Raw genomic sequence first — 25,408 nt, 5'->3', positions numbered from 1 at the left:
ATGATGATGTCTGTCGTTATGTTAATTACAAACCGATGTAAGTGTGGAAACACGTGCATCATGAGTTCTCAAACACTTTATTAAGTGTCTTGAATATTCAAAGTGAAGTATTTTGCTGTGGTGGCAGAGTATTTCACGTCTAAGGCGCGTCCACTTCCTGGTCGGGAGTGAGACAAGTAAAACCAAGCTGGTCGCAATGCGGCGCAGATGAGTGAAACTCATTTGGGTTGTATGGTTAAGCGACTAAGCGTATACGGTGGATGCCTTGGCAGTCAGAGGCGATGAAGGACGTAGTAACTTGCGAAAAGCGTTGGCGAGCTAGTAACAAGCATTTGAGCTAACGATGTCCGAATGGGGGAACCCAGCAGCATAAGCTGTTATCTGCACATGAATACATAGTGTGTAGAGGCGAACGAGGGGAACTGAAACATCTAAGTACCCTTAGGAAAAGAAATCAACCGAGATTCCCCTAGTAGCGGCGAGCGAACGGGGATTAGCCCTTAAGTCTATGGGGTGTTAGTGGAATGAGTTGGAAAGCTCAGCGGCACAGGGTGATAGCCCCGTACATGAAAACTAACCATAGATGAAAACGAGTAAGGCGGGACACGTGACATCCTGTTTGAATATGGGGGGACCATCCTCCAAGGCTAAATACTCCTGACTGACCGATAGTGAACCAGTACCGTGAGGGAAAGGCGAAAAGAACCCTGTGAGGGGAGTGAAATAGAACCTGAAACCGTATACGTACAAGCAGTGGGAGCGGTTCTTGAGACCGTGACTGCGTACCTTTTGTATAATGGGTCAGCGACTTACATTTTGTAGCGAGGTTAAGCGAATAGCGGAGCCGTAGGGAAACCGAGTGTTAACTGCGCGTTTAGTTGCAAGGTGTAGACCCGAAACCGAGTGATCTAGCCATGGGCAGGTTGAAGGTTGAGTAACATCAACTGGAGGACCGAACCGACTAATGTTGAAAAATTAGCGGATGACTTGTGGCTGGGGGTGAAAGGCCAATCAAACTCGGAGATATCTGGTTCTCCTCGAAAGCTATTTAGGTAGCGCCTCGAGCGAATACCACTGGGGGTAGAGCACTGTTAAGGCTAGGGGGTCATCCCGACTTACCAACCCTTTGCAAACTCCGAATACCAGTGAGTACTACTCGGGAGACAGACGGCGGGTGCTAACGTCCGTCGTCAAAAGGGAAACAACCCAGACCGTCAGCTAAGGTCCCAAAGTACTAGCTAAGTGGGAAACGATGTGGGAAGGCTTAGACAGCTAGGATGTTGGCTTAGAAGCAGCCATCATTTAAAGAAAGCGTAATAGCTCACTAGTCGAGTCGGCCTGCGCGGAAGATGTAACGGGGCTAAGCTAGTCACCGAAGCTACGGGTGCGGTCCATTAGGACTGCGCGGTAGAGGAGCGTTCTGTAAGCCGTTGAAGGTGAAGGGGTAACCCACGCTGGAGGTATCAGAAGTGCGAATGCTGACATGAGTAACGATAAAGGGGGTGAAAAACCCCCTCGCCGGAAGACCAAGGGTTCCTGTCCAACGTTAATCGGGGCAGGGTGAGTCGACCCCTAAGGTGAGGCCGAAAGGCGTAATCGATGGGAAACAGATTAATATTTCTGTACTTCCGCTAACTGCGATGGAGAGACGGAGAAGGCTAGGCTAGCGCGGCGTTGGTAGTCCGCGTTTAAGGTGGTAGGTTGATTTCTTAGGCAAATCCGGGGAATCGCACTTTAGTGTGCAGACTGAGAGCTGATGACGAGGTCCTAAGGGACTGAAGTAGTTGATGCCATGCTTCCAGGAAAATCTTCTAAGCTTCAGGTTAGTGGGAATCGTACCCCAAACCGACACAGGTGGTCGGGTAGAGAATACCAAGGCGCTTGAGAGAACTCGGCTGAAGGAACTAGGCAAAATGGTACCGTAACTTCGGGAGAAGGTACGCTCCTGTTGGTGATGAGACTTGCTCTCTAAGCTGACGGGAGTCGCAGATACCAGGTGGCTGCAACTGTTTATCAAAAACACAGCACTGTGCAAACTCGCAAGAGGAAGTATACGGTGTGACGCCTGCCCGGTGCCGGAAGGTTAATTGATTGGGTTATCGCAAGAGAAGCTCATGATCGAAGCCCCGGTAAACGGCGGCCGTAACTATAACGGTCCTAAGGTAGCGAAATTCCTTGTCGGGTAAGTTCCGACCTGCACGAATGGCGTAATGATGGCCACGCTGTCTCCAGCCGAGACTCAGTGAAGTTGAAATTGCGGTGAAGATGCCGTATACCCGCGGCTAGACGGAAAGACCCCGTGAACCTTTACTATAGCTTGGCACTGAACATTGAACCTACATGTGTAGGATAGGTGGGAGACTATGAAGTTGTGACGCTAGTCATGATGGAGTCGTCCTTGAAATACCACCCTTGTAGTTTTGATGTTCTAACCGCGGCCCCTTATCGGGGTTCGGGACAGTGCCTGGTGGGTAGTTTGACTGGGGCGGTCTCCTCCCAAAGAGTAACGGAGGAGCACGAAGGTTGGCTAAGTACGGTCGGACATCGTACGGTTAGTGCAATGGCATAAGCCAGCTTAACTGCGAGACATACACGTCGAGCAGGTACGAAAGTAGGTCATAGTGATCCGGTGGTTCTGAATGGAAGGGCCATCGCTCAACGGATAAAAGGTACTCCGGGGATAACAGGCTGATACCGCCCAAGAGTTCATATCGACGGCGGTGTTTGGCACCTCGATGTCGGCTCATCACATCCTGGGGCTGAAGTCGGTCCCAAGGGTATGGCTGTTCGCCATTTAAAGTGGTACGCGAGCTGGGTTCAGAACGTCGTGAGACAGTTCGGTCCCTATCTGCCGTGGGCGTTGGATGATTGAAGGGAGCTGCTCCTAGTACGAGAGGACCGGAGTGGACGAACCGCTGGTGTTCGGGTTGTCATGCCAATGGCATTGCCCGGTAGCTACGTTCGGAATCGATAACCGCTGAAAGCATCTAAGCGGGAAGCGAGCCCTGAGATGAGTCATCCCTAGGAATTTAATTCCTCTAAAGAGCCGTTCGAGACTAGGACGTTGATAGGCATGGTGTGTAAGCGTTGTGAGGCGTTGAGCTAACATGTACTAATGACTCGAGAGGCTTAACCATACAACCCAGATGGGTTTTATATGGCCTTAGACGAATAGTGGCACTTAATAAAGTGGTCATAAAATGCTCCTGCATTTATGACATAAGTACATCCTTGTACTTGTCGAACTCAAGCAAGAAATCAGCTTTCCGAATTATTATTAACGTGAGCCAGTGATGGACACGGTAATAAACAGAATTTGCTTGGTGACAATAGCCTTGTGGAACCACCTGATCCCATCCCGAACTCAGCAGTGAAACGCAAACGCGCCGATGGTAGTGTGGGGTCTCCCCATGTGAGAGTAGGTCATCGCCAAGCGCCTAATTATCTCGATGAGATGTAACGAAGCCAGCTTAATAAGCTGGCTTTTTTGCGTCTGTGATTTGGCATAAACAATATTTTTACGCCAATAGTTACGTTTTATCCTTCCTTGTCCCTTCACATTGATCATCATGCGTGTAGTCGCACTATCATGCTTTGCTTACTTCGATTTATCTACAGTGTGCTGAGATTTGAATCATGCTTGGCTATTGCTATTAGTTAAGCGGTTACTTACCTTATGGATAATTTGTTGCGCTAAACAAGGATCTAAAATGAAGTTAGAGATGATTTGTACTGGAGAAGAAGTGTTAGCGGGTCAAATCGTTGATACCAACGCCGCTTGGTTTGCCAGTACTATGATGGAGTATGGTGTCGAGCTACAGCGTCGTGTCACAGTTGGTGATCGTCTCGAGGATTTGATTGCGGTATTCCAAGAACGTAGCTTACATGCTGATGTTATTTTGGTTAATGGTGGTTTAGGGCCTACAAGTGACGATATGTCTGCTTTAGCTATGGCTAAGGCTAAAGGCGAGTCTTTGGTTGAGAACGCAGAGTGGCGTGAACGTTTAGAAGACTGGTTTACCCGTAATAACCGAGAAATGCCACTCAGTAATCTGAAGCAAGCTATGCTGCCAGCATCTGCTGTAATGGTTGATAATCCTGTGGGAACGGCTTGTGGTTTTAGGGTAAAGCTTAACCGCGCGTGGTTATTCTTTACGCCTGGCGTGCCTTTTGAGCTTAAACATATGGTGACTGAGCAGTTTGTGCCTTTTATCCGTGAAGAGTTTAATCTTGATTCCAAGGTCGCTTTAAAGAAATTCTTGACCATAGGGCAAGGCGAGTCGGCTTTGGCGGATAAGCTAGAGCCATTAGAGCTGCCAGAAGGTATTACGATTGGTTACCGCTCTTCTATGCCGCATATTGAAATTAAGATTTTTGCTCGTGGCGAGGAGGCTATTGCATTATTACCTCGTGTTGCTGGGCATATTAAGATGGTGCTTGGTACTGCCATCGTTGCTGAAGATAAGCCCACTCTTGCAGAAGAGATTCATTATAAGTTACTTAATTCTGGCTTAACGTTAAGCATTGCAGAATCGTGCACGGGTGGAATGGTGACGAGCCAATTAGTCGATTTTGCCGGTAGTTCATCTTACCTACAACACGGCTTAGTCACTTACAGTAACGAATCAAAGGTGCGGGTATTAGGCGTTAATCCATCAACGTTAGATGACCACGGTGCGGTTTCCATTGCGACAGTAGAAGAAATGGCTAAGGGGGCAAGGCAAATCCTAGATAGTGATTATGCACTGGCCACCAGTGGAATAGCTGGGCCAGATGGTGGCACAGATGAGAAACCCGTTGGAACAGTAGCGATAGCTTTAGCGACTCGTAACGGGATGTATAGTCAGATGATAAAATTGCCCAGACGTTCGCGAGATCTAGTGCGTAGCCTTAGTGCTGCAGTTGCTTACGACATGTTGAGGCGTGAGCTTCTTGGTGAAGCCGTTATTGTTGATTACCCTTCGATAGGGCGATTTAGTAAGTAACTTTTTAAAGACTTACTGGTTTGCGTTAGTTTAAATGTATTAACAAAAAATGCTCCCGAGGGAGCATTTTTATTGAGACTCGATTACTTAGTTTAAACGCGACTTATTTAAATTTAAGCACTAATTTGCCTGGAGCAACTTGAATGCTTTCAGCCATCTTGGCCATCAGTGCTTGATTACTATCTTTCGTATCAAGTACGTAAACGGGTTGGTTTTCTAAGAATTGCCTTAGATAACCCATTACCTGTGGTGTCGCCGAACTCATCGCCTTTTCAATGTCTTTTGGCGTTGATTCCACTTTGACTAATTCGAGCTGACGCAGATAGATACTGTGCGTTGCACTGTCATACCAAGGTTTTGCCTCAAAAGTTGTGGTGAGTTTTGCGCTTAAAGGAAATATCGGGTTATTGATCGATACTTTTGTTGAAGCACTTATGCTCATTGTGTCAGGCTTCTGACCCAGTTTGACGCTGATATCGTTAATAAGCACATCAATGCCAACGAGTTGATTGCCTTGTTTTACCTCAAAATGGATCTCTTTGCTGAGATACTGCTCCATTTCGCGCTCGGTGATGCTGTACTGAGAGGCGCAGCCGCCAAGCAGTACAGTTAGTCCCAAGCAAATTGTGCGGGAAAGTTTTTTCATTAACCAGTGTTTCTCATCCCCGCTGCCACACCGGCAATAGTTAGCATTAATGCTAATTGCACATGTTCAGATGCGGGTGTTTCAGTTGTTTCCTTACGTGTTCGTGCTAATAGCTCGGTTTGTAAGAAGTTTAAGGGATCAATATACGGGTTTCGCAGCTTCACTGATTCGCGATTCCATGGTGTATGCGCCATTAAACTATCTGATTTTGTCAGTTCGAGCACGACTTTAATTCCAAGATCTAACCGTTGGCGCAAGGTTTCGCCTAGGTGATGCAATTCTGTCGGTACTAAGCAGGTTTCATAGTAGCGCGCTAAGTTAGGTTCTGCTTTGGCGTAGACCATCTCTAGCATTGAAATTCGGGTACTAAAGAAGGGCCATTCTTGTTCCATCTCTTGCAGTAACCCCATTTCCCCGCGCTCACTGGCGCCTTGTAACGCTTCACCAGCGCCGAGCCATGCAGGCAGCATTAGTCGGTTTTGTGACCAGGCAAATATCCATGGTATCGCGCGTAGGCTTTCAATGCCACCATCGACACGACGTTTGGCTGGACGGCTACCCAATGGTAGTTTTCCTAACTCAACTTCTGGTGTTGCCGCCCTAAAATAGGCCACAAAATCAGGTTCGTCGCGCACTATACCGCGGTAAGCACTCACCGATTCCTCAGCAAGGCGCTCCAAACAGTCACGCCATTGTTGCTTTGGCTCCGGTGGTGGTAGCAGTGTTGCCTCTAATACGGCAGAGGTATATAAGGCTAGACTTTGCACCGCAAGTTTTGGCAAGCCAAATTTAAAGCGGATCATTTCGCCCTGTTCTGTCACGCGAATACGACCATCAACGGATCCTGGAGGCTGCGACAAAATCGCTTTGTGTGCTGGACCACCGCCGCGACCAATACTGCCACCACGCCCATGGAACAAAGTAAGCTTAACGCCAGCTTGTTTACAGACGGCGACTAATTGCTCTTGAGCACGATACTGCGCCCAAGCTGCAGCCATAACGCCGGCGTCTTTAGCCGAGTCAGAGTAACCGATCATTACCTCTTGCATGCCTTTGGTATAGCCACGATACCAGTCTATATCGAGTAAATCGGTAATACATGCTGCTGCATTATTTAAATCGCTTAGGGTTTCAAATAACGGTACTACACGCATAGGATACGAGCAGCCTGTTTCTTTAAGTAACAGTAAAACCGTTAATACATCTGATGGTTTACCTGCCATTGAAATCACATAGGAACCGAGTGCCTTAGCAGGGTGTTTGGCGATTAAACGGCAGGTATTAAGTACTTCTGCCACGTCATCAGAAGGTTGCCAATTACTTGGTAGCAGTGGGCGACGATTACTGAGTTCACGTAATAGGAATGCTTGTTTTTCGGTTTCGTCCCAATGATTGAAATCACCCATACCGAGATAACGAGTTAACTCGGCGAGTACGTCGCTGTGCCGGCTGGCATCTTGGCGAATATCGAGCCTGAGCATGTGAATGCCAAAGCAGGCGAGACGACGGAGGATATCGAGTAATAAGCCATTGGCAATTAAGCGCATACCACAGTCGGTCAAACTCTTGTAGAGCATTTCTAGTGGTACTTTAAGATCACCTTCTTGCCAGATCAGGCTCGATTTATCGACCTCAGGGTTATAGCCTTCAATACGTGCATTTAAATAATCTATGGTATCACGCAGTTTTTGGCGTAAATCGCGCAGTACGTAACGATAAGGTTCGCAGCAGTTGTTGGCGTAAGCCTTTAACTCATCATTAGCTTCTTCCATTGATAATTCGCCCACTAATAGGACGATATCTTTTAAGAATAATCTGGCGGCGGCGTGGCGGTTGCGGTCGAGCACCTCTTGAGTCACTTTTGCCGTGACAAACGGATTACCGTCGCGATCGCCGCCCATCCAACTTGAAAAACGCACCGGTGCGATATCAATCGGCAATTGCTGACCAGTACGTTGTTGTACTTGGTCGTTGAGTTGTCTTAAAAAGTCGGGCACCGCATGCCAGAGTGATTCTTCAATTGTAGATAATCCCCAGCGGGCTTCATCGACTGGTGTAGGACGTTCGCGGCGGATTTCATTGGTATGCCAGATCTGAGCAATCAATTGTCGTAAGCGCAAATTAACCTGCTGACGTTCTCTATCTAATAATTGGTCGTTCTCTTGCTCTGCGAGGCAATCGACTATAGCAGCATATTTTTGAATGAGAGTGCGGCGGGAAATCTCAGTAGGGTGTGCAGTCAGCACCAGATCAATATCCAGTGTTTTAAGGCAATCGAGTATTTTTGTCTGGTCAACACTGCCATTGAGCATGCGACCTAATAGCTGCTCTACGGGATCGGGCACACACACTAGCTCGTCACAGTCGCGACTAATGGTATGAAATTGCTCTGATAAGTTAGCCAAATTAAGAAACTGATTGAAGGCTTTTGCAAATGGAACGAGTTCTTCATCGGGTAACGCTGTGAGTAACTCAAGCATCTGCTCTCTTGCTGCTTGATCTCCCCGGCGTGAATCTTTGGCAAGCTTACGGATTTGTTCGACCTTCTCGAGAAAAGAATCTCCGAGGTGAGTGCGCATCGTATCACCGAGAATTTGCCCCAACATACTCACGTTTGATCTTAATGACGCATACATATCGGTCACATTGTCAGCCTTAGTTACAACCATAGTTACTCCGAATAAAAAAACATTAAAATTCCGCATTATATTTAGCCCGTTAGCACAATACCTATCACTTAGGCCCGCGGTCAACAGGAGAACCTATAACTTATACGACTGACTTATCTAATATTCAACCAATTGCCATAATTATTGAGAAATATTCAATATAAATGCGAGGTGGCGCAATATTTTATGATAATTAGCGTAAGTGAATATGGAGTGCATTATTTGTAATTTTATTACATTCTTTCTTTTTGTTAATGGAATGGGTGTTACTTGAGGCGGGTTTGCTACAGATAACAGTGTTATTAACGAGTTAGGTTAATTAACGCACTAAGGTTAGGTAAGATTATTTGCGGTAAATCATAAAATAAATTAAAAATATATATTCACATATATTGCATAATTAGATATCCATGGTAGTCTAGCCAACAGTAGAGATGAGTCATCTTCTGTGACCTGTAGAGTAAATATCATGATTCAGAGCAAATACCAGACAGTGAATAAAATAACGATCCATAACAATTTCCTGCGACGATAATCTTGTCATCATAGATATGCGCTGCTGCGTGTAGGCTACTTACCTATTGTTTAATATCCTTTGATTCGGTTAAAAACACATGAAAAATATTGCCATTATTGGTGCTAGTGGTTACACGGGCGCACAGCTCACCGCTTTAATCCATGCAGAACCTGCGCTAACGATTCAGGGTTTGTATGTTTCTGAAAACAGTCTTGATAAAGGTAAGCCTTTAGCGGATTTGTACCCTAGCTATAGCCATATCGCATTAACGCTGTCGCCATTGTCTGATGACGCTAAGGCAAAAATCGTTGCCGAAGCTGATGCTGTGGTATTAGCAACTGAACATTCAGTGAGCTTACATTTAGCGGCTTGGTTTTATAGCCAAGGGTTAGCGGTATTCGATTTAAGCGGAGCTTATCGTTTCAGCGATACGGCGCAATATCCAAAGTGGTATGGCTTTGAGCATGAATATCCAGAAGTGTTAGCCAAAGCGGTATACGGCCTAGCCGAATGGAACGCTAAAGACATTGCGGCAACTAAGATGATTGCCGTACCAGGTTGTTATCCAACCGCATCACTCACTGCATTAAAACCGCTGGCAAGTTTACTGACCGCCGCGTATCCGGTGATCAATGCCGTGAGCGGGGTAACGGGGGCGGGTCGTAAGGCGCAGTTACACACCAGTTTTTGTGAAGTGAGCCTGACACCTTATGGCGTATTAGGCCACAGACATCAACCCGAGATTGCTACTCAACTTGGCCAAGAAGTGATATTTACCCCGCACCTTGGCAACTTTAAGCGTGGCATTTTAGCGACCATTACCGTGCAGCTAAAACCAGGTACAAGTACAGCCGATGTCGCAGCGGCTTATAGTGTGTATGACAATGCGCCATTGGTCACCGTGAAGCACAATCAGTTCCCGAAAGTGGACGATGTGGTATTGACACCTAACTGCCACTTAGGCTGGAAGTTTGATGAGAATAGCGGTTACTTAGTGGTCGCCAGTGCAATCGATAATTTGATGAAAGGTGCTGCCAGCCAAGCGCTGCAATGCATAAAGATTCATTTTAACCTTTAATTGTTCATCCTTATTTAAGAGAGTCGTCAAGATGTCTACAAACAACTCAGTATTAGTTCTTAAAGTTGGTGGCGCGCTGCTGCAGTGTGAAATGGGGATGGCGCGGTTAATGGATACGGCTGCAGCTATGTTAGCCAATGGTCAGCAAGTGTTGATGGTACATGGCGGCGGCTGTTTGGTGGATGAACAGTTAGCGGCAAACGGCATGGAAACCGTCAAGTTAGAAGGTTTACGGGTGACTCCTCCTGAGCAAATGCCGATTATTGCCGGCGCACTTGCGGGCACTTCGAACAAGATCCTCCAAGGCGCAGCCACCAAGGCGGGTATTGTGAGCGTGGGCATGAGCCTCGCAGATGGCAATACTGTCTCGGCAAAGATTAAAGATGAACGTTTAGGCTTAGTGGGTGAAGTGACGCCAAAAGATGGCGCTTATCTTAAGTTTATCCTCGCCCAAGGTTGGATGCCGATTTGTAGCTCTATCGCCATGATGGACGATGGCCAAATGCTTAACGTCAATGCTGACCAAGCTGCGACGGCCTTAGCCAAATTAGTGGGCGGCAAGTTAGTGCTGCTGTCGGATGTGTCTGGTGTGCTTGATGGTAAAGGCCAGCTCATTCACAGTTTAAATGGCAAGCAGATAGCAGACCTTGTTAAACAAGGTGTGATCGAAAAGGGAATGAAGGTCAAAGTTGAAGCTGCGCTCGAAGTTGCACAGTGGATGGGGCAGGCGGTTCAAGTTGCCTCGTGGCGTGATGCAAGCCAATTAATCGCATTAGCAAAAGGTGAAGCCGTAGGAACACAAATCCAACCATAAATGGAGTAGGTTATGAAGCATTTACTATCGATAAAAGAGTTAACCCAGCAGCAGTTACTCGATCTGATTGCTTTGGCAAAGACGATTAAAGCCAATCCAGCGGAGTACCGCCACGCGCTGGCAGGCAAAAGTGTGGTGATGTTATTTGAAAAACCTTCACTGAGAACACGCGTTAGCTTTGATATCGGTATTAATAAGCTTGGTGGCCACTGTTTATATTTAGACCAGCAAAATGGTGAGTTAGGTCAACGGGAATCGGTAGCTGATTTTGCTGCTAACCTGTCTTGCTGGGCCGATGCAATTGTGGCCAGAACCTATTCGCACACTACCATCGAACAATTAGCCGAGTTTGGCACAGTGCCTGTGATTAATGCTTTGTCAGATCTTTATCATCCTTGCCAAGCGTTAGCCGATTTTTTAACACTGGCAGAGCAATTTGAGGATGTTAGCAAGGCCAAATTAGCTTATGTTGGTGATGGTAATAATGTTACCCATTCGCTGATGTATGGCGCTGCGATTCTCGGTGCTACCATGACAGTGATCTGCCCTGCGGGTCACTTTCCTGATGGCTACGTAGTAGCAGAAGTGCAAGAACTCGCTAAACAATATGGTGGCAAGATAGTGTTGACCTCAGATATCGAAGCAATTGAAGGCCATGATGCTATTTATACCGATACTTGGATTTCAATGGGTGACCCTACGCCGCTGGCGGATATCAAAGCTAAGTTTGCTCCTTTTCAAGTGAACAAAGCATTAATGGCGAAAGCGGGTGCTAACTTCTTTATGCATTGTTTGCCTGCTCACCGTGGTGTAGAGGTAACAGATGAAGTAATGGATGGTGCTGGTTCCTTAATTCTGCAGCAAGCTGAAAATCGGATGCATGCCCAAAATGCGGTACTGGTAAGCTTATTTAGTTAAATTAACCCTGTTTAGTAGCCTGATTTCTCTTTGATGAGAAACGAGTATAGGAATATAAGATGTCTATCGAAATTAAAAATACTGGCGTGAAAAAAGTGGTTTTAGCCTATTCAGGTGGCTTAGATACCTCGGCCATTATTCCTTGGTTAAAAGAAAACTACGATAACTGTGAAATTATCGCATTCTGTGCCGACGTCGGCCAAGGCGAAGAAGAGCTGGTGGGCTTGACCGAAAAAGCCTTAGCATCTGGTGCATCTGAATGCCATATCGTCGATTTAAAAGAAGAGTTCGTTAAAGAATATATCTACCCAACAATTGCCAGTGGTGCGATTTACGAAGGTACTTATTTGCTCGGTACTTCAATGGCACGGCCAATTATTGCCAAAGCACAGGTTGAAGTTGCCCGTAAAGTGGGCGCCGATGCTTTGTGCCACGGTTGTACTGGTAAAGGAAACGATCAAGTGCGTTTCGAAGGTTGCTTTGCGGCATTAGCGCCTGATTTAAAAGTGATTGCTCCATGGCGTGAATGGACGATGCAGAGCCGTGAAGATCTGCTGGCCTATTTAGCCGAGCGTGACATTAAAACGTCAGCATCAGCGACTAAAATCTATAGCCGTGATGCCAACGCTTTCCATATTTCCCATGAAGGTGGTGAGTTAGAAGATCCATGGAACGAGCCAAGCAAAGGCGTATGGACTCTGACAGCTGATCCTGAAGATGCACCGAACAAGCCTGAATATGTGTCGCTAGAAGTGGAACATGGCCGTATCACTAAAGTGAATGGTGAAGCGCTAACGCCTTATGCTGCACTGATGACATTAAACGCGATTGCTGCTCCGCACGGTGTAGGTCGTATCGACATCACTGAAAACCGTTTAGTCGGCATGAAGTCTCGTGGCTGTTACGAAACACCGGGCGGCACTGTGATGTTCGCTGCACTGCGTGCGATTGAAGAACTTGTCCTCGACAAAACTAGCCGTAACTGGCGTGAGCAAGTTGCCGCACAAATGGCGCATTTAGTGTATGACGGCCGTTGGTTCACGCCATTGTGTAAGTCACTGCTGGCAGCATCTGAATCATTGGCTGAGTCAGTTAACGGTGAAGTGGTGGTTAAACTCTACAAAGGACAAGCAACGGCAGTGAAGAAACGTTCACCCAACAGCTTGTATTCTGAAGCGTTTGCCACCTTCGGTGAAGATCAAGTTTACGATCAAAAACATGCAGAAGGCTTTATACGCCTGTACTCATTAGCGAGCCGCATCCGCGCACTCAACGCTAATGACGTTAAGTCTAAATAATCGGTCGTTTAAAAGGGCGCCTAGCGCCCTTTTTTGTTTCTAGATTTTGATGCAGTTTTTAGACTTAGTTTTTGATGTAAATGAGTCGATTTCAAATCAGCAGTAGTAAGGGGAGTTAGCATGGCTTTATGGGGTGGAAGATTTCAGGGTGAAACGAGCGCACTATTCAAATTATTCAACGATTCGCTACCTGTGGATTATCGCCTGTTTGAACAGGATGTGGTCGGTTCTATTGCTTGGGCTGATGCGATTGCCAGTGTTGGTATTATTACGGCAACGGAATGCAGTGACTTAAAAACAGCGCTCAATGAATTGCTGGTGGAAGTGAATGGTGACCCAGCGATTATTCTCGCTTCGGGCGCTGAAGATATCCATAGTTTCGTTGAGTCTGCTTTGATTGCTAAAGTGGGCGATCTCGGTAAAAAACTGCACACCGGTCGTAGCCGTAACGATCAAGTAGCCACCGATTTAAAGCTTTGGTGTCAATCCGAAGGCGCAGCATTACTTGCGCGCCTTGAAAGCTTACATGCTGAATTATTAGCGTTAGCTGAACGTGAGTTTGATGCTGTTATGCCAGGTTACACTCACTTGCAGCGCGCCCAACCAATAACATTTGGCCACTGGTGTTTAGCGTATGTGGAAATGACTGAGCGCGATATTAGCCGTTTAGCCGATGCGTTAACCCGCGCTAACACCTGTCCATTAGGTTCAGGTGCCCTTGCTGGCACAGCCTATAAAATGGATCGGCATGCACTGGCTGCAGCGCTAAACTTTGCCTCGCCGACGCTCAATAGTTTAGACAGTGTGTCAGACAGAGATCACGTGGTAGAACTGTGTTCAACGGCATCGATCAGCATGATGCATTTAAGCCGTATGGCCGAAGATTTGATTTTCTTTAACTCGGGTGAAGCGAACTTTATCTCTCTGAGTGATGAAGTGACTTCGGGTTCATCGCTGATGCCACAAAAGAAAAATCCTGATGCACTAGAGCTTATCCGCGGTAAAACCGGCCGAGTTTATGGCAGTTTAGTGGGCATTCTTACCACCATGAAAGCGCTGCCGTTGGCGTACAATAAAGATATGCAGGAAGATAAGGAAGGCCTGTTTGATGTGGTTGATAGCTGGGCAATTTGCCTTGATATGGCGGCGTTAGTGTTATCGGGTCTGAAAGTGAATCGTCCTAATACGCTGTTAGCTGCGCAGCAAGGTTATGCAAATTCAACTGAGTTGGCCGATTATTTGGTGTCTAAGGGCATGCCTTTCCGTGAAGCCCACCACGTTGTGGGTGAGGTGGTGGTTGCCGCGATAGCGAAGCAAATTCCGCTGGAGGAATTCTCTTTGGCCGAGTTAAAAACCTTTGCCGTCATCATTGAAGATGACGTTTATCCTAACCTCACCATTGAAGCCTGTTTAGCAAAACGCGATGTGCTTGGTGGCACCGCACTACCGCAAATTCTGCAGGCTATTGCTGCCAAAAAAGTGCGCTAAAATAAACCATTAAAAATAAAGTAAACTTAATAAAAAAACGCGACCAATGGTCGCGTTTTTTATGAGTTTTTATCAATGTTGTTTAAACCATCAAATTTAACCCAATAGTTATTTATTGAAATAAATCATCGGCGGGGGCATCAATGAACAGGCTGTTTTCATCCTGTGTTTCACTGGTGTATTCCTTGGGTTCGGTACCCGAGATAAAGTATTCAAACGCACTGGTATAGTCTGTTTTACGGGTTAACTTACCCGTAGCTAAATCAATACGAACTGAAACTATACCCTGTGGTGGAGCTAAGATAATTTCAGGCGTGCCTTTTAATACACTATTCATAAACTCGTTCCAACCAGGACCTGCTGTTTTAGCGCCCGCCTCTGCACCCGTTATTTGATCTGGTTCGCCGTTGGCATTCCATGCGGTGCGGCCAAGTTGACGACCGTGATCGTCAAAGCCTACCCAGAAGGTGCTAGTGATAATAGGGCTAAAACCACTGAACCAAGTATCGCGAGATTCGTTGGTTGTACCTGTTTTACCTGCAATATCATGGCGTTTAATCAGTTTTGCCGCACGCCAAGCAGTGCCTTGCCAACCTGTTCCGTGGCTCCAATCACCCCCGCCCCAGATTACGCTTTTCAATGCTTCGGTAATTAAAAAGGCTGTTTGTTCTGAAATAATCTGCGGTGCGTAGCGACCCGTTTGCTCAAAACACTGGGCAACAGGTTCGTTAGGTTGTGTACTTGTTTCGCCAAATGTCATTGGATTACTTGATACCAGCGCTTGGCTAACGTTTGAGCTAGGTTTGCAGGCTAAGGTTGGATTGGCTTTTTCAATAACATTTGCGTAGGCGTCTTCGACTCGGTCAATATAGAAAGGCTCTACTAAAAAACCACCATTGGCAAACACGTTAAATGCGGTAACTACTTGCAGTGGCGTGACAGAGGATGAACCTAAGGCGATGGATTCATTACGAGGTAAATCGTTCGGGTTAAAACCAAACTTAATTAATTGCGCAATAGTGGCGTCGAGCCCAACATGGCGCATGGCTCGTACCGACATCACGTTAATAGACTGGGCTAAGCCCACTCGTAAACGAGTTGGACCACCATATATATCTGGTGAGTTTTTGGGGCGCCATGCAGTGCCTTGGCTGATATCGGGTTGATTAATCGGGGCATTGTTGATCAGCGTTGCTAAGGTAAAGCCCTTTTCTAATGCGGCAGCATAGATAAACGGTTTAATGTTTGAACCCAATTGGCGTTTTGCTTGCGTAATGCGATTGTACTGGCTTTGGCTAAAGCTATATCCGCCGACTAACGAGCGAATGGCTCCATTTTGTGGATCAAGAGACACAGTTGCACTGGCAACTTCAGGCACTTGTGATAACTGCAAATATTCACCGTTATCACGGATCCAAATGCGCTCACCCACTTTGAGTATGTCCGCAGCTGATTTAGGGGGGCTGCCTTGACGTTTATCATTAATAAATTTACGTGCCCACTTCAAGCCATTCCAAGCAATAACTTTGGTCTCGCCTTTGGCTGTAATTACGTTAACTTGTTGATCAGCAATGCCAATTACTGCAGCTGGGTAGAGCTCTTGTACTGGAATAACCTTAGCCAGTTCAGTTTTTATTTCAACGAGATCCAGTTTTTTATCCGTCCACAATACTGCGGCAGGGCCACGATAACCATGGCGCTCGTCATAGGCGTAAACGTTATTGCGTAACGCTTGCTGGGCTTTCAGTTGTATATCCGATGAAATGGTGGTGTAGACGTTATAGCCGTTTGTATAGGCTTCTTCTTCGCCATACTTTTGCACCATATAATCCCGTGCCATTTCAGAAATATACGGAGCATACAGATCTATTTCAGCGCCATGATATTTAGCGATTAAGGGTTCTTGTAGCGCCGCTTGGTATTCCGCTTGGCTAATGTAGCCTACTTCATTCATTCGCATTAGGACTACATTACGGCGAGCGACAGCACGAGAAGGTGAAGTCACAGGATTGAGTGTAGAAGGCGCTTTAGGTAAACCTGCGATCATACTCATTTCTGACAATGTAAGATCTTTAACATCTTTGCCAAAATAGACTTGGGCAGCAGCCCCCACACCATAGGCGCGTTGACCTAAGTAAATACGATTGACGTAGAGTTCTAAAATCTCATCTTTAGTAAGTAATTCTTCGATATGATAAGAGATGAAAATCTCCTTCACTTTACGAATAATTGTTTTATCGCGAGTTAAAAAGAAGTTGCGCGCGACCTGCATGGTAATAGTACTGGCACCCTGCTTTTTCTCACCTGTTGTTAACATCACTAATGCGGCACGAAGTACACCAATAGGATCGATGCCACCATGCTCATAAAAGCGCGAATCTTCAGTGGCAATGAAGGCTTGTAGTAGCGGTTTTGGAACCTCATCCAATTTTAATGGGATACGACGTTTCTCGCCAAATTGAGAAATTAGTTTGCCGTCACTACTGTATATGCGGAGTGGAGTTTGTAACTGCACATTTTTAAGCGTTGAAACATCAGGAAGATCTGGCAAAACATAAAAGTAAGCTACCACAATGGCGCCTATTCCCAGAAAGGCTAGACTGAATATTGCTATGACAATACGTTTTAACCACTTCACCAAAATTGATCCTAATGTCCCGTTAAGTGCAACAGTATATAAGGCGCATACGTCTTGGTGAAGTAAAAAAGTTCGACTTATGAAATAGCATTTGTAAAATGACGAAACATTCTATACAAGTACGTATAACAAGTTGATTTTGTGCTAATCTCTATAACTGAAATATTAATAACAAGCGACAATAGATATGCTTTCTAATTTATGGAAGCGTCAGGCTCCGCAAATGGTAGGAATTGACATCGGTTCCCATGAAGTTAAAGCCATTTTGCTCAGTAAGACTGCTGATGGATATAAAATATTGAGTCATGCAGCGGTGCCGATTAAAAAAGGTGCCGTTAACGATCACGATATTCGTGATGCAGATTCTGTTGTTGAATGCCTTAGACACATAAAACGTACTTTACCTAAATCAGTTAAATATGCGGCAGTCTCTGTTTCAGGCTCTGCAGTGATGACCAAAGTGATTTATATGGACGCTTCTCTTAGTGAAGAAGAGATGGAAGCACAGATAGAAATCGAAGCAGATAATCTTATTCCCTATTCACTTGATGAAGTCAGTATTGACTTTGAAACCCTAAGTGCAAATGGCACTGACCCTACCAAAGTCAATGTATTACTGAGTGCCTGCCGTACTGACAATATTGATGTCAGAGTCGATGCGCTCGATAGTGTAGAGCTTGAAGCTAAGGTTGTTGACGTCGAGGGTTATGCTTTGGGTCGTTCTGCTGAATTAATTTTGGCTCAGCTACCCGAAGGAGCAAAGTACAAAGCTGTTGTCATGGTTGATATTGGCGCGAATATGACCACATTTTCAGTGGTTGAATCGGGTGAAACAACCTTTATTCGGGAACAAGCCTTTGGTGGTGAGCAATTTACACAATCAATATCGTCTTTTTACGGTATGACCTACGAGCAAGCCGAAAAATCTAAAATAGAAGGTGATTTACCTCGAAATTATATGTTCGAAGTATTGTCACCTTTCCAAACTCAGTTATTACAACAAATAAAGCGTACTTTACAAATCTATTGCACCTCGAGTGGTAAAGATAAGGTCGACTACCTCGTATTATGTGGTGGAACCTCTAAGTTAGAAGGTATGGCTAATTTGCTGACTAATGAATTAGGTGTTCATACGATTATTGCCGATCCTTTTCAAGGATGTTTGCATGCTGAAGAATCGGTTAAAAGCGCTCTGCAACCTAGCATAAGTAAATATATGATTGCATGTGGCTTAGCATTAAGGAGTTACGGTCAATGGCGAACATAAACCTACTCCCTTGGCGCGAAGAAGCCAGAGAAAAACAAAAACGCGATTACATTGGTGTGTTAGCAGCAGTTTTTTTAGCGTCTGCAATACTGGTCTACGTTGCGGTCTCTTTGTTGGAGATGATGACGGAGGAGCAACAAGCGCGTAATGCTTATTTGCAATCGGAAATTAGTTTACTCGAAACGCAAATTGCCGAAATTCAAAAGATTAATGTGCGTAAAAAAGATATTGAACGGCGCACAGATATTATTCTGAATTTGCAGCAATCTCGTAATTTACCCACCCATGTATTAGATGAGCTGGTGCGCATCGTTCCCCCTGGAATATACCTTTCTAGCCTAGAGAAAAAAGGCAGTTTGTTGTTAATTGAAGGGCGTAGTGAATCGAACAATAACGTCGCGAATATGATGCGCAAGGTTAAAACTTCCGAATGGCTAACCGATCCTAATATGCAGTCAATTGTGACCAAGAATGAAGAGTTACGTCAGCTACAGCAATTTAGTTTAAGAATTACAATTAAAGGCTCGAATGTAGATGAGCCTGAAAAAGTGACCAAAGGAGCGAGTAAATGAAGCTCGATCTCAGTCAGTTTAATGATATCGATTTTGAAAATATCGGTGGTTGGCCTAAACAAGTTAAAACTTTTTTCGCAATTCTATTGATGCTGTGTGTTTTTATTGCGGGTTATTTTCTCGTTGTTTCTGATGCGATAGATGTTTATGTTGCTGAGCAAGATAAAGAGCTTCAACTTCGAGATGATTTCCACAGTAAATATCAGCTTGCTGCAAATTTAAAATTGTATCGAGAGCAATTAGCAACGATGGAAATCCAATTTGCAGAACTGCTAAAAATGTTACCTTCTGAGAATGAAATGCCAGGGCTGCTCGATGATTTGACTTTTGTCGCTACCGATGCCGGTCTTAGGATACAAAGTTTAGATTGGGAGCCTGAGATTCAGCGGGATTTTTACATTGAATTTCCCATTAAAATGTCGGTAACCGGGGATTATCATCAAATTGGTAATATGGTAAGTGGTGTCGCTAAACTGCCGCGCATTGTTAGTCTTCATGATTTCACCATTAAGCGAGATGAGGCCGGCAACTTAGCGATGGATATTCTTGCTAAAACCTATCGATTTAAAGAAGGTGCTGAACTTCCGCCCGAAAAACCTGTTAGTCAGGGGGCGAAATAATGAAATTTCTACTTAAATTTGTACCCGTATTAACCTTGAGTCTTTTTTTAATGGGATGTGTTGGCGATCGTAGTGATTTAGAGCTATTTGTTACTACAACCAAAGCAGAGCATGTGGCTCATATTAAACCTTTAAAAGAACCACCAAAATTTGAACACTTTGTTTATCAAGCCGAATTATTGCGTAGTCCATTTGTACCGCCTTCTCGTGAGTTAACCGAAGAAGTTGTTGATACCAGTAAGGATTGTTTGCAGCCAGATTTAAAACGTCGAAAAGGACGGTTAGAGACCTATCCATTAGATAATTTAAAAATGCGTGGCACTTTAAGCCAAGGCGATACAACGTGGGCGTTAATTGAAACCAATGACGGTAACGTTTATCGAATGGGAGCGGGTGAATATTTAGGTTTTTTCAATGGACGGATCTCTAAGGTTACTTCACTAAATGTTGAAGTAGTAGAACTAATTCCAGATGGTTCAGGTTGTTGGTCTGAAAGGACAAGCAATTTAGAACTTTCTGGAGAATAACAAGCGAAGGATGAGGAAATAATGAGATCTTCTGCCGCGATAAAAATGCCATTAATAGCTTCAGGTTTAATTAAGTCTATTATTGGTTTCGCACTGGTATTTGGAGTTTTGCCGTCAAGTTTTGCGGCAAATAGATTAATAGATGTCAAATATCATGCGTTGGTTGACCACCAATTGGAGCTAGAGTTAGTCTTTGAAGATGAAGCCATTGCACCCGTAATTGACTCCCACGCCTCACCAGCAGAGTTGGTACTTACTTTTGATAACAGCATTTCGAGCTTAGCTAAGGATCGTTTACCCATTAATCAGGTTGGGGTTAATGACATTACTACAGAGCAACAAGATACGCAGTTAAAAGTGACGTTAGGTTTATCCAAGGTGAAACCTTATCAAGGTGCTGTTATTGGTAATACTTATCGTCTCACCATTAATGATGAAGTCGTCGGCACTCAAACTCAGGCAGAAAACCCATTTGTTAATAGTATTAAAAATATTGATTTTCGCCGTAATGACAATGGCGGTGGTGAGTTATTAATCTATTTAAATAATCGTTCGGTCGCTGCAAACGTTGAGCAAGTCGGTGCTAAACTCGAGGTGAAACTCTATAACACGGACATTAATAACGACCTGTTATATGTGATGGATGTGAAAGACTTTTCAACACCGGTAAAAAGCTTTGAGACATATAAAGAAGGCTTAACTGCACGTATTTTAGTCGATATTACTGGTGAGTATGAATTTAGCTATAAGCAAGAGGACAATTTATTCAGGCTTTCAATGAATAAAGTTGTGAGAGCTGCCACTAAGAAAGATGTTAAAATATACAATGGTCGTACTTTGTCGCTAAATTTTCAAAATATTCCAGTACGTACCGTATTGCAGATTATTGCTGACTATAACAACTTTAACTTAGTCACCAGTGACACAGTGGAAGGTAATATTACTTTAAGATTAGATGATGTGCCTTGGGATCAAGCGCTAGACCTGATTCTTAAAACCAAGGGCTTGGATAAGCGTATCGAAGGTAACATCTTAATGGTGGCGCCTAGTGAAGAGTTAGCAATCCGCGAGAGTCAAAACCTTAAGAATAAGCAAGACGTTAAAGAATTAGCACCGCTATATTCTGAATATTTACAAATTAACTATGCCAAAGCCGTCGATATCGCTGAGTTACTTAAAAGTGCCGACTCGAGTCTACTGTCACCGCGAGGTTCTGTCGCCGTCGATGAACGTACTAACACCGTGTTGATAAAAGATACTGCAGAAACGATTGAAAATATCCATCGATTAGTCGAAGTGCTTGATATCCCTATACGCCAAGTGTTGATTGAATCGCGCATGGTAACGGTGAAAGATGACGTTTCAGAAGACTTAGGTATTCGTTGGGGCGTAACCGATCAACAGGGTAGTAAAGGAACTTCAGGGACTTTGGAAGGGGCGCAAAATATTGCTAATGGCATTATTCCCACACCAGATCAACGCTTAAACGTTAACTTACCTGCGGCAGTGACTAATCCTGCAAGTATCGCTTTCCACGTGGCTAAGCTTGCTGACGGCACTATTCTTGATCTAGAGCTGAGTGCACTTGAGCAAGAAAACAAAGGTGAAATTATTGCCAGCCCTCGTATTACCACGTCTAACCAGAAGTCGGCTTATATTGAGCAAGGTGTTGAGATCCCTTATGTCGAGTCAACGTCAAGCGGTGCAACTTCGGTTACCTTCAAGAAAGCCGTGCTATCGCTGCGAGTCACACCGCAAATTACCCCTGATAATCGTGTTATTTTAGATCTCGAAATTACGCAAGATTCTCAAGGGAAGACGGTCGATACACCAACGGGTCCTGCGGTTGCAATTGATACCCAGCGAATCGGTACTCAAGTGCTGGTAGATAATGGTGAGACCATCGTCCTTGGCGGTATTTATCAACAAAACCTGATCAGCCGTGTGAGTAAAGTACCTATTCTGGGTGATATTCCATTAGTCGGTTTCCTGTTTCGCAATACTACTGATAAAAATGAGCGCCAAGAGTTACTTATTTTTGTTACCCCTAAAATAGTTGGGGAAAAGATCTAAGCACTTGCTATGTATTGAATAAAGCCAGCAATAGATGCTGGCTTTATTCTTGAAGTTATACAATTCTTTGCATAAATAGCGCACATGACTTGCCATAGTAGACCCTAAACTGAGATAATCCACGGTCTAGTCTCATAAGAGCAAGGTAACATATAGGTCGGCTTGATATTAAGTCGATATAGGCATACTTTTCAATAAGATTCCGACGTACAAGAAATGGCTGAAAAACGTAATATTTTTCTGGTAGGCCCTATGGGCGCAGGTAAAAGCACAATTGGTCGTCATCTGGCGCAAATGCTGCATTTAGAATTCCACGATTCAGATCAAGAGATTGAACAACGCACGGGCGCTGATATTGCTTGGGTGTTTGACGTCGAAGGTGAAGAAGGCTTCCGTGTTCGTGAAGCTCAGGTTATTGCTGATTTGTCTGAAAAACAAGGTATCGTCCTTGCCACCGGTGGTGGTTCAGTACAAAGCAAAGATATCCGTAATCATCTGTCTGCACGTGGCATTGTGGTTTATCTGGAAACGACTATCGACAAACAGGTTGCTCGTACTCAAAGAGACAAGCGACGCCCATTATTGCAAGTGGATGATCCTCGAGAAGTGTTGGAGAATCTTGCAGAGATCCGTAATCCATTGTACGAAGAAATTGCTGATGTGATTGTCAAAACCGATGATCAAAGCGCGAAGATTGTCGCCAATCAAATCATTGAGCAATTAGGTTTTTAGGTAGACTTTATGAAGCAAATTCAGGTTGATTTAGGTGTACGTAGTTATCCCATTTATATTGGCCAGAATTTGATGAGTGATGGCGAGACCTTGTCTCGCTACCTGCTTAAAAAACGTATTCTTATCGTCACCAATGAAACTGTCGCGCCTTTGTATCTTAAACAGGTACAAGAGACGATGGCTTCGTTTGGTGAAGTAGAGAGTGTTATCCTCCCCGACGGCGAACAATTCAAAAACTTAGCGCATCTAGATACTATCTTCACTGCATTGCTGCAGCAAAACTATGGTCGAGATTCTGTGCTGGTGGCTTTGGGTGGCGGCGTGATTGGTGATATGACCGGCTTTGCAGCGGCATGTTACCAGCGTGGGATCGATTTTATTCAAATTCCAACAACCTTATTGTCGCAAGTAGATTCTTCGGTTGGCGGTAAAACTGCTGTAAATCATCCGCTTGGTAAAAACATGATAGGGGCTTTTTATCAGCCACAAATCGTGCTTATCGATATCCAATGTTTACATACGTTACCTGCACGCGAATTTTCAGCGGGAATGGCGGAAGTCATTAAGTATGGAATCATGTGGGATGCTGATTTTTTTCAATGGCTTGAAAATAATGTAACGGCACTAAAAACGTTAGATACTGAAGCATTAATTTATGCTATTTCTCGTTGCTGTGAAATTAAAGCTGATGTGGTTAGCCAAGATGAAACTGAGCAGGGAGTACGTGCTTTATTGAATCTGGGTCATACCTTTGGTCATGCGATTGAAGCAGAAATGGGCTACGGTAATTGGTTGCATGGTGAAGCGGTATCAGCTGGCACAGTCCTTGCTGCTCAAACAGCTAAGACGCTGGGGCTTATCGACGAGTCAATAGTTTGTCGTATCATACAGTTATTGCAAGCTTTTGATCTTCCAGTGAGTGCGCCGAAATCGATGGATTTCGACAGTTTCATTCAACATATGCGACGCGATAAAAAAGTATTAAGCGGTCAGATTCGACTGGTGCTTCCAACGGCAATAGGTAGTGCGGATGTTTTTAGCCAAGTCACTGAATCGACTCTTGAGCAGGTTATTCGCAGCGCATAAAAATTGTGTGGTGAGCGAGTGACATTTCAAGGTTCTGTCTTACTTCCTTCTCAGGAAGCCATCATACAAAGAATGCATCATATTGCCAGCTATAGTGATCAGTTGCTGGTGCTTTCTGGTGTCAGCGGTTCAGGTAAAACCACTTTAGTCACTGGATTAACGACTGATTTTGATGAGTCCAATGCGGCATTCGTGATTTGTCCTATGCATGCCGATAACGCTGAGATCCGGCGTAAAATTTTGGTTCAGCTAATTTCATCGCCCATTTTTGATGATGATATTCCACTAGCCGATACTCTGTTGCGGCTTGCCAGCACGCAAACTAAACCCTTACACATCATTATCGATGATGCGCATTTATTGCCAAAATCCCTGTGGGCTGAGTGCATCATCCTCAATCAAATTCAGTGTGCGGGTAAGAATATTGCGGTGACGCTTACGGTGCCACCAAGTTTTCTAGCTGACTTATTACCACAATTACCTGAGCAATTACGGCGACAAATATTACCCATCAGTATTGAGCCACTGAGCATGCCTGAACGTGAGGCACTGTATCAAACTTTACTGAGATATAGCGATGAAAACCCTTTTACCCCAAGGGAAATCGTACGCAGTCAGCTTGAAAAACAAACGGGGACGCCACAGGAAGTGGTCACTTTGTTAGAAAAAGCCCTGCATCATCCGCCGGAGAAAGTTTCTTCCTGGAAGCAATATAAGACGATAATTATTGCCGCAGTGAGTGTGTTATTGGCCCTTGCTATATGGCTTGGTGTGACTCAGCCTTTCTCTAAACGGCCTGCGCTAGAAACAGTGACTTTTCCGGCAATAGATTCACCCGCGTTTTTATCTTTTGGGCAGCAAGTGTTAGCGCCCTATTTTACCCTGCGAGCTGAGCGACTAAAGAAGGCTGAGATTGAGAAGGTTCTCAATATAGCTGAAGTAAAAGCAGACCAAGTTGTTGATCCTCTGAGCCAGTTCCACGGTGAAGCACCCAATGCAGAGCCTGATGCTGCAGCCCTCACACACATTGGCGAAGTGAGCAGTAAGTCTTTTACTGAGAATAAACCGGTTGAAGACTCTGCGCCGCCAGCAAAAATAACTGATGTTCAGCCTTTAACTTCGGGGGCAGAAAAGGTTAGCAGACGGATATCTAAAGCTGTTTTTGATACGAAAAAACCAACAAAAGGTTACACCATACAGATTGCGAGCGTCACTCAGATTGATACTTTGCGCACTACATTAAATAGTATTGGTAATGTCGAAGGCGTTCGGATTGCTAGATATAAACAACGTTGGGTGATCCTCGTCGGCAACTATAGCAACAGTAAATTAGCGTCAAATGCGGCAACTCAACTGGTTAAAACGTATCACCTCGACCAGCCTTGGGTTCGAAAGTGGGCCGATTTGAAAGATTATCGATTACAAGAAAGCCTCCCAAGTCGTGAAATTTCAGAATAAACAGAGTACAATCATGACCTTT

Annotated in this window: 17 protein-coding genes and 2 rRNA genes; 16 read left to right on the top strand and 3 right to left on the bottom strand. The window is 44.7% G+C overall.

Going from position 1 to position 25,408, the window contains the following annotated elements; genetic code table 11:
• Positions 1–233 precede the first annotated feature (233 nt).
• The 3 genes from C9I43_RS15180 to C9I43_RS15170 all read left to right on the top strand — a co-directional run bounded on the left by C9I43_RS15180 (position 234) and on the right by C9I43_RS15170 (position 4,985).
• Positions 234–3,137 (top strand): 23S ribosomal RNA (locus tag C9I43_RS15180).
• A 182-nt stretch (positions 3,138–3,319) separates the two neighbouring features.
• Positions 3,320–3,435 (top strand): 5S ribosomal RNA (gene rrf / locus C9I43_RS15175).
• Between the two features lie 275 nt (positions 3,436–3,710).
• On the top strand, positions 3,711–4,985 hold the full coding sequence (locus C9I43_RS15170) for a CinA family nicotinamide mononucleotide deamidase-related protein (protein WP_107884317.1): 1,275 nt from the start codon (positions 3,711–3,713) through the stop codon (positions 4,983–4,985).
• A gap of 103 nt (positions 4,986–5,088) precedes the next feature.
• On the opposite strand, the gene C9I43_RS15165 is transcribed toward C9I43_RS15170, so the two are convergent.
• Positions 5,089–5,631, bottom strand: a complete 543-nt coding sequence (locus C9I43_RS15165; RefSeq protein ID WP_107884315.1) for a YceB family lipoprotein — start codon at positions 5,629–5,631, stop codon at positions 5,089–5,091.
• Positions 5,631–8,300: a phosphoenolpyruvate carboxylase gene (gene ppc / locus C9I43_RS15160; RefSeq protein WP_107884313.1), complete on the bottom strand. Its 2,670-nt coding sequence runs from the start codon at positions 8,298–8,300 to the stop codon at positions 5,631–5,633. The genes C9I43_RS15165 and ppc overlap by 1 nt, the downstream gene beginning before the upstream one ends.
• 614 nt (positions 8,301–8,914) lie before the next feature.
• Between ppc and argC the strand changes: the two genes are divergently transcribed.
• From argC to argH, 5 genes are all read left to right on the top strand, one after another.
• A complete protein-coding gene (argC, locus tag C9I43_RS15155; RefSeq protein WP_107884311.1) occupies positions 8,915–9,895 on the top strand; it encodes an N-acetyl-gamma-glutamyl-phosphate reductase in 981 nt (326 codons plus the stop codon).
• A gap of 31 nt (positions 9,896–9,926) precedes the next feature.
• Complete coding sequence (gene argB, locus C9I43_RS15150) at positions 9,927–10,709, top strand: acetylglutamate kinase (protein WP_011848138.1); 783 nt, start codon at positions 9,927–9,929, stop codon at positions 10,707–10,709.
• A 12-nt stretch (positions 10,710–10,721) separates the two neighbouring features.
• Complete coding sequence (locus C9I43_RS15145; protein WP_107884309.1) at positions 10,722–11,627, top strand: ornithine carbamoyltransferase; 906 nt, start codon at positions 10,722–10,724, stop codon at positions 11,625–11,627.
• Between the two features lie 59 nt (positions 11,628–11,686).
• Complete coding sequence (locus C9I43_RS15140; protein WP_006083550.1) at positions 11,687–12,925, top strand: argininosuccinate synthase; 1,239 nt, start codon at positions 11,687–11,689, stop codon at positions 12,923–12,925.
• Positions 12,926–13,045: 120 nt separating this feature from the next.
• A complete protein-coding gene (gene argH / locus C9I43_RS15135; RefSeq protein WP_107884307.1) occupies positions 13,046–14,413 on the top strand; it encodes an argininosuccinate lyase in 1,368 nt (455 codons plus the stop codon).
• 112 nt (positions 14,414–14,525) lie between these two features.
• Here the strand turns inward: argH and C9I43_RS15130 are convergent, their stop codons facing one another.
• Complete coding sequence (locus C9I43_RS15130) at positions 14,526–17,051, bottom strand: penicillin-binding protein 1A (RefSeq protein ID WP_107884305.1); 2,526 nt, start codon at positions 17,049–17,051, stop codon at positions 14,526–14,528.
• Between the two features lie 187 nt (positions 17,052–17,238).
• Here C9I43_RS15130 and C9I43_RS15125 point away from each other — a divergent pair, with 187 nt between their 5' ends.
• From C9I43_RS15125 to C9I43_RS15090, 8 genes are all read left to right on the top strand, one after another.
• Positions 17,239–18,318, top strand: a complete 1,080-nt coding sequence (locus tag C9I43_RS15125; RefSeq protein WP_076500836.1) for a pilus assembly protein PilM — start codon at positions 17,239–17,241, stop codon at positions 18,316–18,318.
• Positions 18,306–18,890 carry a PilN domain-containing protein gene (locus C9I43_RS15120; RefSeq protein ID WP_076500834.1) on the top strand — a complete coding sequence of 195 codons (585 nt, stop codon included), beginning with the start codon at positions 18,306–18,308 and terminating at the stop codon, positions 18,888–18,890. The genes C9I43_RS15125 and C9I43_RS15120 overlap by 13 nt, the downstream gene beginning before the upstream one ends.
• Positions 18,887–19,510: a type IV pilus inner membrane component PilO gene (locus C9I43_RS15115; protein WP_076500833.1), complete on the top strand. Its 624-nt coding sequence runs from the start codon at positions 18,887–18,889 to the stop codon at positions 19,508–19,510. Before C9I43_RS15120 ends, C9I43_RS15115 begins: the two co-directional genes overlap by 4 nt.
• On the top strand, positions 19,510–20,037 hold the full coding sequence (locus C9I43_RS15110; RefSeq protein WP_076500832.1) for a pilus assembly protein PilP: 528 nt from the start codon (positions 19,510–19,512) through the stop codon (positions 20,035–20,037). Before C9I43_RS15115 ends, C9I43_RS15110 begins: the two co-directional genes overlap by 1 nt.
• Positions 20,038–20,058: 21 nt before the next feature.
• The gene (locus C9I43_RS15105) at positions 20,059–22,110 is read left to right on the top strand and encodes a type IV pilus secretin PilQ (protein WP_076500831.1); all 2,052 of its coding nucleotides are present in this window, start codon (positions 20,059–20,061) and stop codon (positions 22,108–22,110) included.
• 216 nt (positions 22,111–22,326) lie between these two features.
• Positions 22,327–22,842, top strand: coding sequence for a shikimate kinase AroK (aroK, locus tag C9I43_RS15100; RefSeq protein WP_076500830.1), 516 nt, complete (start codon positions 22,327–22,329; stop codon positions 22,840–22,842).
• 9 nt (positions 22,843–22,851) lie between these two features.
• The gene (gene aroB / locus C9I43_RS15095; RefSeq protein WP_107884303.1) at positions 22,852–23,928 is read left to right on the top strand and encodes a 3-dehydroquinate synthase; all 1,077 of its coding nucleotides are present in this window, start codon (positions 22,852–22,854) and stop codon (positions 23,926–23,928) included.
• An 18-nt stretch (positions 23,929–23,946) separates the two neighbouring features.
• Positions 23,947–25,386, top strand: coding sequence for an AAA family ATPase (locus tag C9I43_RS15090; protein WP_076500828.1), 1,440 nt, complete (start codon positions 23,947–23,949; stop codon positions 25,384–25,386).
• Positions 25,387–25,408: the final 22 nt, after the last annotated feature.

This window comes from Shewanella morhuae, assembly GCF_003028295.1.
Lineage (GTDB): Bacteria > Pseudomonadota > Gammaproteobacteria > Enterobacterales > Shewanellaceae > Shewanella > Shewanella morhuae.
Note: the sequence above shows the minus strand (reverse complement) of the source record. Positions and strands in the feature narration are given on the sequence as shown.